The organism is Streptomyces sp. NPDC001890, from assembly GCF_042891445.1.
Classification (GTDB): Bacteria; Actinomycetota; Actinomycetes; order Streptomycetales; family Streptomycetaceae; genus Streptomyces.
Genome location: NZ_JBIATE010000001.1, coordinates 1,169,956 through 1,183,367, shown reverse-complemented (window position 1 = coordinate 1,183,367; position 13,412 = coordinate 1,169,956). Strand labels below are relative to the sequence as shown.

Sequence of the window (13,412 nt, the reverse complement as noted above, 5' to 3'; positions counted from 1 at the left end):
CCGAGGTTGATCAGTCGGCAGAAGTCAAGGGCGGCGGCTCGGATGCGGAGCCAGGTGTCGTCGGCGATGGTGCCGCGGTAGCGGAGTTCGCGATTGCCGTGGTGGACGAGCCAGGCGACGGCGCGTTCCCGGGCGGGGTCGGCAATACGCACAAGGACCCCGAGGCCTTCGCGAGCCTGCTCCACGACGTGGAGACCAAGCTCTTCGACCAGCTGCCCGACGAGACCTGGGTCTATCCGGGCCACGGCCACGACACCACGCTCGGCGACGAGCGTCCGCAGCTGCCGCAGTGGCGCGCCCGCGGCTGGTGAAGACGGCGGTCACGGGCCGGACCTCCCCGTGACACCACCGGCCGGGCCGGGCAACTCGCCGTTGCCCGGCCCGGCCGGTGCCGGTTCCCGTCCGCGGCGGACGGCCCCGCCGGGGCCGTCCGCCGCGGTCAGGCGTCGATGCCCGCGCCCTTGTCGGCGCCCGGCACCTTGTCGGCGGGTTCGTCGGACTCCGCCAGGGTCTGCTTCTTGTTGGCGATGAGGCTGGTGATCGTGGTGATCACCAGCACGCCGCAGATGACGCCGAGCGAGACCGGGATGGAGATCTCGGGGACGTGCACCCCGGACTCGTGCAGTGCGTGCAGCACCAGCTTCACCCCGATGAAGCCGAGGATGACCGAGAGCCCGTAGCTGAGGTGGACCAGCTTCTTCAGCAGCCCGCCGATCAGGAAGTACAGCTGCCGCAGCCCCATCAGCGCGAAGGCGTTGGCGGTGAAGACGATGTACGGGTCCTGGGTCAGACCGAAGATCGCGGGGATGGAGTCCAGGGCGAACAGCACATCGGTGGTGCCGATGGCGAGCATGACGACCATCAGCGGCGTCAGGACGCGCTTGCCGTTGTTCCGGATGAAGAGCTTGGTGCCGTGGTAGCGGTCGGCCACCCCGAAGCGGCGCTCGATCGTCTTGAGGAGGCGGTTCTCCTCGAACTCCTCCTCTTCCTCGCCGGCCCGCGCCTCCTGGATGAGCTTCCAGGCGGTGTAGATCAGGAACGCGCCGAAGATGTAGAAGACCCACGAGAAGTTGGCGATCACTGCGGCACCGGCGGCGATGAAGATCGCCCTCAGCACCAGCGCGATCAGCACACCGACCAGCAGCACCCGCTGCTGGAGGTGCGAGGGCACCGAGAACTTCGCCATGATCAGGACGAAGACGAAGAGGTTGTCGACACTCAGCGACTTCTCGGTGATGAAGCCGGCGAAGAACTCGCCCGAGGCCTGGCTCTCGCCGAAGACCAGCAGGCCGAGTCCGAAGAGGACGGCCAGCGCGATCCAGATGATCGTCCAGATCCCGGCTTCCTTGGTCGTCACGTCATGGGGCTTGCGCCCGATGAAGAAGTCGACGGCGATAAGGGCTGACAGACCAAGAATGGTCAGCACCCAGAGGGTCCATGAAACGTCCACTGCGCCTCCGGCAGTTCGCTACGGCTACTGATCAGCGTCGTCGCTGCCGGAGGTCTCTTCCACCCGGGCACGCGGACTGCGCGCACGGGCCGGCGCCCCGGGACCGGTCACGGTCCGTATTGACGGGTACGCCGCGTATGGGAGTACTCCCCTCCGCCCAAAGAACAGTACAGGGAACACCAAGGAAAGGTAAAGGGGAGGGTAAAGATCTTTCAAAAGCGCTGGTCGGAGAGGTGCGAGCCCGGCGCCGGGCTGCCCGGCCTCTCAGGGGCGCCGGGGGCGGCGGGCCGCCGCCACCTTGGCGAGCACCTCCTCCAGGACCCGGCTGCCCGGCGGTATCCGGGGCGGCTCGTACGTCCAGGCGTGCCCCACCCAGGGGTCGGCCAGGTGGTCGTCGGCGACCGGGGTGACGCGCAGCAGCGAGCGCCACAGCGGGTCGAGCACCGGCCCGTACGCACTGGCGTCCTCCCGGTCCGCGACCATCATCAGATGGACGCCGACCGAGGGCCCCTCGTCGGCGAGGTAGCGCAGCTGGGTGACGGCCCGGTCGTCGAAGCCGTGCGGGAAGTCGTTGACGATCAGCAGCTGCTCGCCGGTGTCCAGGTCCGGCGGGAGCGAGTCGGCGGCGCCGGCCCGGATCGCCATCTGCACCAGGTCGACGCGGCGGGTGAGATGGGCGAGGACCGAGGACACTCCTCCGGCTCCGGAGGCGGGCGGCCCGGCGAGCGCCCCGGACCGGACCAGCGGTGCGAGCGCCCCGGCCGCCGAGCCCGCGGGGTCGATGACATGGACCGAGAACTCGTCGGCCGGGTAGACGGCCAGCAGCCGGGCCGCGTGCGCGACCGCGCACTCCATGGCGAGGGTGCGCAGCCGGGCGCTGTCCAACAGGGCCGCGGCATCGGACGTCGTGCGGCCGCTGTCGATCCACATCCCGCGCTCCAGCGGCAGCCGGACCAGCAGCGGGATGTGCAGGCCGGGGTTCTCGGGCAGGTGGAGGTCGCCGATGCGCAGCGCCATGGGGATCTCCATCGGGACGCGGTAGGCGTGCCAGACGGGGTTGTCCCAGCCCGCGAACGCGGCGGGCAGCGCGGGTTCCACCACGGCGGACTCGGCGGCGAGCTGGGCGAGGTCGCGGTCGAGGGCCTCGCGGGCCCGCGCGGTCAGCTCGTCGCGCTTGGCGCGGGCCTGCTCGCGGGCCCGGTCCCCCGCGCCGCCGATCCGGCTGCGCGGGTCGGACAGGGTGCGGTCGAGCTCCTGGTCCATGCGGGACTCGGCGAAGTCGACGGCGCTGCGATAGGCGGCGGTGGTGCGGGCCAGGTCCTCGAACATGCCCCAGATCTGGTTGTAGAGGCGCTCGTCCATGGACCAGCCGGTCGCGTCCCCGGCGACGGGCTGTGCGGGGCGGCCCGGCTCGGCGGGCGGCGCGGTGGGAGGGGGCGGCGGGGGTGCGGCCGGCCGGCGGCGCGGGTGCGCGTAGTTGATGGGCCCGCCCGTCGTGGCGGTGGGCGGCGCGGCGGCGGGCTCCGCGAGTGGTTCGGGCGGCTGGGGGGCGGGGCGGCGGCCGTCCGGGGGCGGTACGGGGCCGGGTGCGCCGGCACCGGGTGCGACCCGGTCGGCGTCCGGGGTGCGCGGCGGGGGCGGGGCGACCGAGCGGGCCATCGCCCGGGTGACCGCGTCCTGGATGGAGTGGGCCAGCTCGGCGGCCCGGGGCAGGCCCTGGTCGGCGAGCATGGCGTCGAGGCCGCCCGCGTAGCCCTGGCCGACGGCGCGTACCTTCCAGGCGCCCTGCCGGCGATAGAGCTCCAGGGCCGCGACCGCGGACTCGCTGTCCAGGCCGGTGAGCGTGAAGGTGGCGATCTCGGTGCCGTCGAGCCCGGTGACGGCGACGAACGGGGAGGCGACCGCGCCGAACCGGACCGGCCCGCCGACGCCGGTCGGCAGGGCCAGCAGCACGGTGACCCGGTGGACCGAGGCGGGCAGTGCGTCCAGGTCCACGGCCAGCCGGTGGTCGGCGGCGGCCTGCCTGGACACTTCGAGCCCGGGGAGCTGCGGCGACCCCGGGTGGGCGATCCATTCGGTGCCGCGCACCGTGCCGTTCTCGTCGCCGAGCGTGGCACCGGCCACGACGGGCGTACCGGCCGATACCCGGATCTCCAGACGGGTCTGGGGCAAGGTGTGGTTCTGCCCCCGGACCAGCTCGGCCGTCATTGCCCTGTCCCCTCGACGATTCGCTGCTGTGTGTGGTGCGTTGCGCGCCGCGTGCGGTGCGATGTGGTGCGATGTGGTGCAGCTCCCGGCGGCCGATGCCTCCGGGAGCTGCGGGTACCGATGCGTACCGGTCCGGGAGCGCGCTCCTGGACCGGTCCCCTGCCTACAGGTGCGGCAGGATCGCCGGCATCAGGTCCTGGAAGGTGCGGCCGTTGGCCGGGTTGCCGAGGGCGGTCATCTGCCACCCGTTCCCCGAGCGGTGCACCTTCGCCATGATCTGGGCGGTGTACTGCCCGCCGCCGTCCAGCGTGTAGCGGGCGAGCTCCTGGCCGTTGGTCTCGTCGACGATGCGGCAGAAGGCGTTCTGCACCTCCTGGAACGTCTGGCCGGTGAAGGAGTTCACCGTGAAGACGATCTGGTCGATGTGGACCGGCACCCGCTGCAGGTCGACGAGGATCGCCTCGTCGTCGCCACCGGAACCGGCGCCGCCGACCAGGTTGTCCCCGGTGTGCTTGACCGAGCCGTCGTCACTGACGAGGTGACGGAAGAAGACCACGTCGACCGGCTGCTTGTCGGCGAAGAGCACCGCCGACGCGTCGAGGTCGATCTCCCGTGTACGTGAACCGAACAGACCCCGGCGCGGCGCCGCCTGCCAGCCGAGCCCCATCCGCACCGCGGTCAGGGTCCCCCCGTCGCTCTTCTGCAGGCTGATGGCCTGACCCTTGGTCATATTGACCGTCACGCGCTGTCCCCTCTCCGCTTTCCCCGCAACCATCCGTGCGCGGTTTCCCAGCACCCTACGCAGTTGCGCCGGTGGCGCGACCGCTCAGGGCCGTTTTGTGTCGGTCCTGCAACACACCAGGTACTGCGGGCTCAGGCGAGGCCCGCTTCCCGCATCTGGCGCAGCTCCTTCTTCAGCTCCCCGACCTCGTCACGCAGTCGCGCGGCCACTTCGAACTGGAGGTCGGCGGCAGCCGCCCGCATCCGTTCGGTCATCTCCTCGATGATCCCGGCGAGTTCGGTGGCGGGCCGGTCGGTGACCGTTTCACCGCCGCCCTTGGCCTTCTTGGAGCCGGTCGTCTTGACGCCCAGCGCGGGCACGGGGGCCTTGGCGCCCTTCGCCTGGCGATAGCCGGTGCCGAGCAGCTGCTCGGTGTCGACCTCCTCGCGGGCGATCGTCGCGACGATGTCGTTGATCTTCTTCCGCAGCGGCTGCGGGTCGAGACCGCGCTCGGTGTTGTAGGCGATCTGCTTCTCGCGGCGGCGGTTGGTCTCGTCGATGGCCTGCGCCATCGCCGGGGTGATCTTGTCCGCGTACATATGGACCTGTCCCGAGACGTTTCGGGCGGCGCGCCCGATGGTCTGGATCAGGGACGTCCCCGAGCGGAGGAAGCCCTGCTTGTCCGCGTCGAGGATGGCGACGAGCGACACCTCGGGCAGGTCGAGGCCCTCACGCAGGAGGTTGATGCCGACCAGTACGTCGTACTCGCCGGAGCGCAGCTCGCGCAGCAGCTCGATGCGGCGCAGCGTGTCGACGTCGCTGTGCAGATAGCGGACCTGGATGCCGAGCTCAAGGAAGTAGTCGGTGAGGTCCTCGGCCATCTTCTTGGTGAGGGTGGTGACCAGGACCCGCTCGTCCTTCTCGGCGCGCGTGCGGATCTCGTGCACCAGGTCGTCGATCTGGCCCTCGGTGGGCTTGACGACCACTTCCGGGTCGACGAGGCCGGTGGGGCGGATGATCTGCTCCACGAAGCCCTTGCCCCGGGACAGCTCGTACTTCCCGGGGGTGGCGGAGAGATAGACGGTCTGGTCGATCCGGCTCAGGAACTCCTCCCACTTCAGCGGGCGGTTGTCGAGCGCGGAGGGGAGCCGGAAGCCGTGGTCGACGAGGGTGCGCTTGCGGGAGGCGTCGCCCTCGTACATCGCGCCGATCTGCGGCACGGTGACATGCGACTCGTCGAGGACGAGGAGGAAGTCCTCGGGGAAGTAGTCGAGGAGGGTGTTGGGGGCGGTACCGGGCGAGCGGCCGTCGAAGTGCATCGAGTAGTTCTCGACGCCGGAGCAGGTGCCGATCTGCCGGAGCATCTCGATGTCGTACGTGGTGCGCATCCGCAGCCGCTGGGCCTCCAGCATCTTGCCCTGCTTCTCCAGCTCGGCGAGGCGCTGCTCCAGCTCCTGCTCGATGCCGTTGACCGCCTTCTCCATGCGCTCGGGGCCCGCGACGTAGTGGCTGGCGGGGAAGACGTGGAGGGACTGGTCCTCGCTGATCACCTCGCCGGTGAGCGGGTGGAGGGTGGAGAGCGCCTCGATCTCGTCGCCGAACATCTCGATGCGGACGGCGAGCTCCTCGTAGACCGGGAAGATCTCGATGGTGTCGCCGCGGACCCGGAAGGTGCCCCGGGTGAAGGCGAGGTCGTTGCGGGTGTACTGGATCTCGACGAAGCGGCGCAGCAGCTGGTCCCGGTCGATCTCGTCACCGACCTTGAGCTGGACCATCCGGTCCACGTACTCCTGGGGCGTACCGAGGCCGTAGATGCAGGACACGGAGGCGACCACGACGACATCGCGCCGGGTGAGCAGCGAATTCGTCGCGGAGTGGCGCAGCCGCTCGACCTCCTCGTTGATCGAGGAGTCCTTCTCGATGTAGGTGTCCGACTGCGGTACGTACGCCTCGGGCTGGTAGTAGTCGTAGTACGAGACGAAGTACTCGACGGCGTTGTTGGGCAGCAGCTCGCGGAATTCGTTCGCCAGCTGTGCGGCAAGCGTCTTGTTCGGTGCCATCACGAGTGTGGGGCGCTGCAGCTTCTCGATCATCCACGCGGTGGTCGCCGATTTGCCGGTGCCGGTCGCGCCGAGCAGGACGACGTCCTTCTCGTCCGCGCGGATGCGCCGCTCCAGCTCGGCGATGGCCGCGGGCTGGTCGCCGCTGGGCTGGTAGGGACTGACGACCTCGAAAGGCGCCACCGAACGTTCGATCTTCGAAACGGGCCGCATGGAACCACCGTACGACCCGCCACTGACAACCGGGCCGGGTCAGCCGGTACGCGGGGCCGGTCTCACCATTCTCCCGGTGGCGCGGGGTCGCGCGGCCGGGAGTGGAAGGACGCCGGGTCGGCGTGCGTACCGAACCGCGGCACCTGCCGCTGGGCCGGGATGCCGGGCTTCCGGGCGGCCCCGCCCGGCCCTCCGGGGTCGTTCCAGTCCGGGGTGCCCATCACCACCAGCGGATCGAACATCACGACCACGGCGGCCAGGATCAGGAAGCAGGCGGGTCCGATCAGCAGCGGCACGAGCGGTGCGCTCGACCCGTTGCCCGCGACGGCGTCGGGGTGCAGATGGACGCTGAGCGCGGCCATGCCCGTGTAGTGCATGCCGCTCACCGCGACGCCCATGACGACGCTGGCGCCGAGGCTGGGCAGGAATCCGTGGACGGAGACGGCCGCCCAGAGCGCGGTCGTCGCGGCCACCACGGCGATGACGACGGAGAGGGCCACCGTGACCGTGTCGTACTCGAACTGTCCGTCGAGACGCATTCCGGCCATGCCCAGGTAGTGCATGGTGGCCACGCCCAGTCCGGTGATCGTGCCGCCCGTCACCAGGGCCATTCCGGTGGCGCCCCGGTAGCCGACGATGAAGATGCCGACGCCGACCATGCCGACGGCGACCGCGAGGCTGGCGAAGGTGATCGGCATGTCGTAGCCGATGGCCACCCCTTCCACGGAGAAGCCCATCATCGCGATGAAGTGCATCGTCCAGATGCCGGAGCCTATGGAGGTCGCGCCGAGGGCCAGCCAGCCGGCCTTGAAGGAGCGCTCGGTACGCAGCGAGCGGTTCGTGCAGCGCAGACCGAGGGCCGCACCGAGGCAGGCCATGAGGAAGGCCGCGACGGGCGTCACCGCTCCGTAGCTGAAACCGTCGATCGTGCCCTGCATGCTCGTACGCCCTTCGCGGAAGCCCGGGTTCGGGGTGACCCTAAGGCGCGAGTCCCGGCAGACAAACAGAAGAGCTGCATTTTATCGAGGGGGAATCCGGCCCGTTACCCGGCATCGTCGGCCGCGTTCACGTTGTGGCCATCCTTCGCCTGTCCCCCGTTGGGGCGCGGCTGTCACTCTCGGCCCGTCCGCAACTTCTGACGCAAGGAGTACACGTGTACGCACGCACCGCAACCGCCGCCCTCGCCGCCACCGCCCTGATGGGCGCCGGCGCGTACCTGATGTCGACCGCCGACCCGCAGACCACCGCCAGGACCACCGCGGCCGGGCACACGACCGCGATCGCCGGCGTCACCGAAGTCAGCACCGTGAGCGCCCGGACCGGGGGCGCGAAGGGGGTCGGTGATGCGGAGCGGACCGGGGACGCGAAGCGGACCGCGCCCGTCGTCCTCGCCCACCGGGGCGCCTCGGCCTACGCGCCGGAGAACACCCTGGCCGCCGTCGACAAGGCCGACGCCCTCGGCTTCGACTGGGTGGAGAACGACGTCCAGTTCACCAAGGACGGCGTGCTGGTGGTCGTGCACGACACCGACCTCAGGCGGACCACCGACGTCGAGGAGGTCTTCCCGGGCCGGACCTCGTGGGCGGTCAAGGACTTCACGGCGGCGGAGATCGCGCGGCTGGACGCGGGCAGCTGGTTCGGCCCGCAGTTCGCCGGAACCCGGGTGCCCACGCTCAAGCAGTACCTGGACCGGGTCGAGCGCAACCGGCAGAAGCTGCTCCTGGAGATCAAGAGCCCCGAGATCTACCCGGGCATCGAGAAGGAGACCCTGGAGGTGCTGCGCCAGAAGGGGTGGCTCGACCGTTCGCACGTGAAGAGCAGGCTCGTCATCCAGAGCTTCGGCGCGGACAGCGTGAAGAAGGTGCACCAGCTGCGCCCGGACGTCACGACGGGCTTCCTCGGCACTCCCGCCGTGGCCGACCTGCCCTCGTACGCGGCCTTCACCGACCAGATCAACCCCTCCCACACATCGGTTTCGGCCGACTACGTGGACGCGGTGCACGCGCTGAAGGGCGCGCACGGCAAGAAGCTCCGGGTCAACACCTGGACGGTCAACGACGCGGCGACCGCCGCGAAGGTGGCGGGCCTCGGCGTGGACGGGATCATCACCAACAACCCCGATGTGGTGCGCGAAGCCACGAGCTGACCCGGCGGACGGGTCCGCCGTCCGCCCGGCCGTACGGGCCTGTTGTCAGTGGCCGGCCGTACGGTGGTTCACATGAACAGCAACGGGGTTGTCGAGTGGGCCGTCGTCGGGAGCGACATCGGCCCGCTGCTGCTCGCCGCGACCGGCACGGGGCTGGTGAACGTGGTCTTCCACGCCCGTCCCGGGGTGCGGGAGAAGGCGGTCGGGCAGCTGCGGACGCGACTGGGCGCGGAGCCGGTGGAAAGTCCCGGCTCCGCCCGGCTCGCCGAGCCGATACGTCAGCTCGCGGCGTATTTCGCGGGCTCGTCGCGGGAGTTCTCGCTGGACCTCGACTGGTCGCTGACCTCCGGCTTCAACCGCCAGGTGCTCCGCGAGCTGGCCACGGGGGTGCCGTACGGGGCGGTCGTCGGGTACGGGGATCTCGCCGGACGGGTGGGGCAGCCGGGCGCCGCGCAGGCGGTCGGGGCGGCCATGGGGTCCAATCCGCTGCCGGTGGTGGTGCCGTGCCATCGGGTGGTGGAGAGCGACGGTGGACTCGGCGGGTTCGGCGGCGGCCTCGAAACCAAGCGGCAACTGCTGGCTCTGGAGGGCGTGCTGCCCCAGCCGCTGTTCTGAGCCGGACGCCGGACACCGGACACCGGACGCCGGACACCGGGGCCTTGAGCCCTCGCCCGGCCCTGTGCCCTCGCACCACGGCCCGCTGCCCGTACCCCCGCACCGGGGACTGCGCCCGTGCCTTCGCACCCGGGCCCGCTGTCCGTGCCCGGCCCGAACCCCTGTTCCGTACCCATGCACGGGCTGGCACACTGCGTCAGTGACCAACACCCTCGATGCACCTGACACCCCCGCCGGACCCGGCGGGTCCGGCGCCCCGGTCTCGGCTGCCGAGCTGCCCGGGCTGCGGCGCCGAACGTCCGCGGTGCTCATAGTCAGCCAGATACTCGGCGGCCTCGGCGTGCCCATCGGTATCGCCCTGGCCCCCGTGCTGGCCACGGAGGTGAGCGGCTCCGAGGCACTGTCCGGTCTGGCCCCGACCGCCTCGGTGGCCGGAACCGCTCTGCTCTCGCTGCCGCTGGCCGCACTGATGACCTCGCGCGGCCGGCGCCCCGGTCTGGTAGCGGCGTATCTGATCGGTGTACTCGGTGCGGGGCTCGTGGTCCTGTCCACCCTCGTGGACAGCTTCCCCCTGCTCCTGCTCGGCATGGCCGGGTTCGGTGCGGGTTCCTCGGCCAATCTGCAGGCCCGGTTCGCCGCCGCGGACCTGGCCGAGCCCGACCGGCGCGGCCGGGCGATCTCCACCGTCATCTGGGCCACCACGATCGGTTCCGTGCTCGGGCCGAACATCGCCGCCCCGGTGGGCCGCCTCTTCCGGGGCTCCGCGATATCCGAGCACGCGGGCCCGTTCGTCTTCGCGGGCGGGATCTTCCTGCTGGCCGCCGTGGTGGTCGGGGCACTGCTGCGGCCGGACCCGCTGCTCACGGCGCGGGCGCTGGCGCCGCAGGGCGACGGGTCTCCGGCCGGCCGTTCGCTGCGCGCCGGGATCGCGGCGGTCCGGGCCTCGCCGATGGCACGGCTGGCGCTGGTGACGGTGGCCGTCTCGCACACGGCGATGGTCTCGATCATGGTGATGACCCCGGTCGACCTGGGCCACCACGGCGCCGGGCTCCAGCTGATCGGCCTGGTCATCAGCGGCCACATCGCGGGGATGTACGCGTTCTCCCCGGTGATGGGCTGGCTCTCGGACCGTTTCGGCCGGCTCGCCGTGATCGGTCTGGCGGTCGGGCTGCTCTCCTGCGCCGCGCTGCTGGCCGGAACCGCGGGCCCCAATCACGGGCAGACCGCGGCCGGTCTCTTCACACTCGGTCTCGGCTGGTCGGCGGGGCTGGTCGCCGGTTCGGCGCTGCTCACCGACTCCGTGCCGCAGCCCGCCCGCGCCGCCGTGCAGGGGCTGTCGGATCTGACCATGAACACGGCGGCGGGCATCGGCGGAGCGGTCGCCGGGGTCATCGTCGCCCGGGCGAGCTACGGCTGGCTGAACGTGATCGGAGCATGTCTGCTGCTGCCGATGGCCGCGCTGGCGCTGCGCCGGGCACTCGCCGCCCGGCCCGGCGCTTCCGGCACGGCTTCCTGAGGGAAGCTCCGCAGGGGCTTCAGAGGCTGATGTGGTACGCCTTGCGCAGTGTCTCGTGCACCGTCCACGTCGTACGGTCGCCCTCACGCAGCACACAGGCGTCCCCCGGCCCGATCTCCAGCGTCGCACCGCCCTCGACCACCACGGTCGCGCGCCCGCTGACGACCACGAAGAGTTCGTTGGCCTCGGTGTCGGTGACCACGCCGGGCGTGATCTGCCAGATGCCGCGCACCTGCTTCCCGTCGGGCGACTCCCAGAGCACCTTGCCGGTCACCACGGGCTCGCCCGAGACGATCTGCGTGGGATCCAGCGGTTCCGGTTCGAGTTCGGCGTCCGGAATGTGCACGGTGAACGAGGCAGGGGCTTGATCAAATGTGGTCATGGCCGGTCACCTTAGCGACCCCCGGGAGGCGACTCGGCAGCAGGATGCGCCAGAACGGCAGGAGGGACAACAGGCGGCACGGCAGGAGGGACAACAGCCGGCACGGCAGGTGGAACGGCAGACGGAAACCGGCCGGTCCGGGCCGTCCGCACAGGCCCGCCGCCCCGGCCGCACGTTTGAGGCGACCGCGCCCGCGACAGGGATGTGAACATGTCATCCAACGCCTCGCACCGCGCACACCCCTGCGCCCCCGCCCTCTCCGACGAGGTACGCGCGGCCCTCGCCGCGCACCACCCCGTCGTGGCCCTGGAGTCGACGATCATCGCCCACGGCCTGCCGCGCCCCCGCAATCTGCGGGTCGCCGAGGAGCTCGAAGGGCTCGTACGGTCCGCCGGCGCGGTACCCGCGACGATCGCCGTACTCGACGGAAGGGCCCGCATCGGCCTGGACAAAGCCCAGTTGGAGCGGGTGGCCACGGACCCCGCGCTGCGGAAGCTGGGGCACCGGGACCTCGCACCGGCCCTGGCGACGGGCGCGAGCGGGGCGACGACCGTGTCCGCGACCGCGTTCCTGGCCGCCCGCGCCGGCCTGCGCGTCTTCGCGACCGGCGGCCTCGGCGGCGTACACCGGGAATGGACGCGGACCCAGGACGAGTCCGCCGACCTCCGGCTCCTGGCGCGGACCGGCATCACCGTGGTGTGCGCGGGGGTGAAGTCGATCCTGGACGTCCCGGCGACGCTGCAGCGCCTGGAGACGCTGGGTGTCACGGTGCTCGGTTACGGCACCGACCGCTTCCCCGGCTTCTATCTGACCAGCTCGGGCGAGCCGGTCGACTGGACGGTGCGCACGCCCGAGGAGGTCGCGGAGGTGATGCGGGCACAGGACGTGCTCGGCGGCCCCGGGGCCGCGCTCGTGGTCGCCAACCCCGTGTCCGAGGCGGACCAGTTGGATCCCGCGCTCCACGACCGTGTGCTGGCCGAGGCCCTGGCGGAGTGCCGGGAGCGGGGCATCACCGGCCAGGCCGTCACACCGTTCCTGCTGGACCGGCTGATGCGGGGAACCGGCGGCGCCTCGCTGGAGGCCAATCTCGCGGCCGTACGCGCGAACGTGTCGCTCGCCGCGCGGATCTCCGGCGCCTGGGCCGCCACGCCCCAGGTTTCGGAGGCCGGACGATGACGGACGGCCGGGCAGCGTCCGGCGGCGGCCTGCTCGTCATCGGGGACGTGGTCACGGATGTGGTGGCCCGGCACGGAACAGCGCTGGTGCACGGCACGGACACCCCGGCCCGTATCCGCACCCTCCCCGGCGGCGCGGGAGCCAACGTCGCCTGCTGGGCGGCCCGTTCGGGGTGTACCGAGGTGCGGCTGCTGGCCAGGGTCGGCGCGGACAGCGCGGGCTGGCACCGGGAGGCACTGCGGCGGGCGGGGGTGCGCTGCCTGCTGGCCGTGGACGAGGACGCCCCGACCGCCACCGTCGTCGCGCTCGTCGATTCCGCCACCGAGCGCACCTTCCTCACCGACAGCGGCGCCGTGCTCCGCCTCTCCCCCGACGACTGGTCGCCGTCGATGCTGGACGGCATCGCCCATCTCCATCTCTCCGGCTATCTCCTCTTCGCCGCGACGAGCCGTGCGACGGCCCTGCTCGCCCTGCGGGAAGCCCGGCGGCGGCGGATCCCGGTGAGCGTGGATCCGGCCTCGTCCGGCTTCCTCGCCGAGCTGGGCGCCGACCGGTTCCTGACCGCCGTGGAGGGCACCGATCTGCTGCTGCCCAACGCGGACGAGGCCCGGCTGCTCACCGGCCTGCCCGAACCGGCCGATGCCGCGGCCAAGTTGAGCCTCCAGGTGGGCCGGGTGGTCGTCACGCTCGGAGAGCGCGGAGCACTGCTCGCCGCCGGCGGTACGGTGACCGGGCGCGTCCCGGCGGTCCGGGTGCGTGGTGCGGTGGACTCGACGGGGGCGGGCGACGCGTTCACCGGTGGCTTCCTCGCGGCGTACCTGGCGGGGGCGGACGACGCCTCGGCCGTGGCGGCGGGATGCCGGGCGGGCGCGGAGGCCGTCACCACCGTGGGTGGCCGTCCGGGGCCGTGAACACGGCCGGAGGC

General features: G+C 71.6%; 11 protein-coding genes and 1 pseudogene. 6 read left to right on the top strand and 6 right to left on the bottom strand.

Going from position 1 to position 13,412, the window contains the following annotated elements:
• Positions 1–113 precede the first annotated feature (113 nt).
• Positions 114–311 (top strand): annotated as a pseudogene (locus ACFYY1_RS05200) (MBL fold metallo-hydrolase); the annotation flags it as partial.
• Between the two features lie 128 nt (positions 312–439).
• Here the strand turns inward: ACFYY1_RS05200 and ACFYY1_RS05195 are convergent.
• The 5 genes from ACFYY1_RS05195 to ACFYY1_RS05175 form a co-directional block, all read right to left on the bottom strand.
• Positions 440–1,450: a TerC family protein gene (locus ACFYY1_RS05195; RefSeq protein ID WP_388580995.1), complete on the bottom strand. Its 1,011-nt coding sequence runs from the start codon at positions 1,448–1,450 to the stop codon at positions 440–442.
• Between the two features lie 264 nt (positions 1,451–1,714).
• On the bottom strand, positions 1,715–3,658 hold the full coding sequence (locus ACFYY1_RS05190) for a TerD family protein (RefSeq protein WP_388580992.1): 1,944 nt from the start codon (positions 3,656–3,658) through the stop codon (positions 1,715–1,717).
• A 163-nt stretch (positions 3,659–3,821) separates the two neighbouring features.
• Positions 3,822–4,400: a TerD family protein gene (locus ACFYY1_RS05185; RefSeq protein ID WP_073747806.1), complete on the bottom strand. Its 579-nt coding sequence runs from the start codon at positions 4,398–4,400 to the stop codon at positions 3,822–3,824.
• Between the two features lie 131 nt (positions 4,401–4,531).
• Entirely contained in the window at positions 4,532–6,652 is a 2,121-nt protein-coding gene (gene uvrB, locus ACFYY1_RS05180; RefSeq protein ID WP_388580989.1) for an excinuclease ABC subunit UvrB, read from the bottom strand.
• Between the two features lie 62 nt (positions 6,653–6,714).
• Complete coding sequence (locus tag ACFYY1_RS05175; RefSeq protein WP_388580987.1) at positions 6,715–7,590, bottom strand: MHYT domain-containing protein; 876 nt, start codon at positions 7,588–7,590, stop codon at positions 6,715–6,717.
• Between the two features lie 215 nt (positions 7,591–7,805).
• On the opposite strand from ACFYY1_RS05175, the gene ACFYY1_RS05170 reads away from it, so the two are divergent.
• The 3 genes from ACFYY1_RS05170 to ACFYY1_RS05160 all read left to right on the top strand — a co-directional run bounded on the left by ACFYY1_RS05170 (position 7,806) and on the right by ACFYY1_RS05160 (position 10,929).
• Positions 7,806–8,798 (top strand): glycerophosphodiester phosphodiesterase, encoded by a 993-nt coding sequence (locus ACFYY1_RS05170; protein ID WP_388580984.1) that lies wholly within the window; start codon positions 7,806–7,808, stop codon positions 8,796–8,798.
• A 72-nt stretch (positions 8,799–8,870) separates the two neighbouring features.
• Positions 8,871–9,413 (top strand): methylated-DNA--[protein]-cysteine S-methyltransferase, encoded by a 543-nt coding sequence (locus ACFYY1_RS05165; protein ID WP_388580981.1) that lies wholly within the window; start codon positions 8,871–8,873, stop codon positions 9,411–9,413.
• A 199-nt stretch (positions 9,414–9,612) separates the two neighbouring features.
• Positions 9,613–10,929: an MFS transporter gene (locus ACFYY1_RS05160; protein WP_388580978.1), complete on the top strand. Its 1,317-nt coding sequence runs from the start codon at positions 9,613–9,615 to the stop codon at positions 10,927–10,929.
• A gap of 19 nt (positions 10,930–10,948) precedes the next feature.
• Here ACFYY1_RS05160 and ACFYY1_RS05155 read toward each other — a convergent pair whose 3' ends face one another.
• Entirely contained in the window at positions 10,949–11,311 is a 363-nt protein-coding gene (locus tag ACFYY1_RS05155) for a cupin domain-containing protein (RefSeq protein WP_388580975.1), read from the bottom strand.
• 210 nt (positions 11,312–11,521) lie between these two features.
• Here ACFYY1_RS05155 and ACFYY1_RS05150 point away from each other — a divergent pair, with 210 nt between their 5' ends.
• Complete coding sequence (locus ACFYY1_RS05150) at positions 11,522–12,487, top strand: pseudouridine-5'-phosphate glycosidase (RefSeq protein ID WP_388580972.1); 966 nt, start codon at positions 11,522–11,524, stop codon at positions 12,485–12,487.
• Positions 12,484–13,398 carry a carbohydrate kinase family protein gene (locus ACFYY1_RS05145; RefSeq protein WP_388580969.1) on the top strand — a complete coding sequence of 305 codons (915 nt, stop codon included), beginning with the start codon at positions 12,484–12,486 and terminating at the stop codon, positions 13,396–13,398. The genes ACFYY1_RS05150 and ACFYY1_RS05145 overlap by 4 nt, the downstream gene beginning before the upstream one ends.
• The last annotated feature ends 14 nt before the right edge of the window (positions 13,399–13,412 follow it).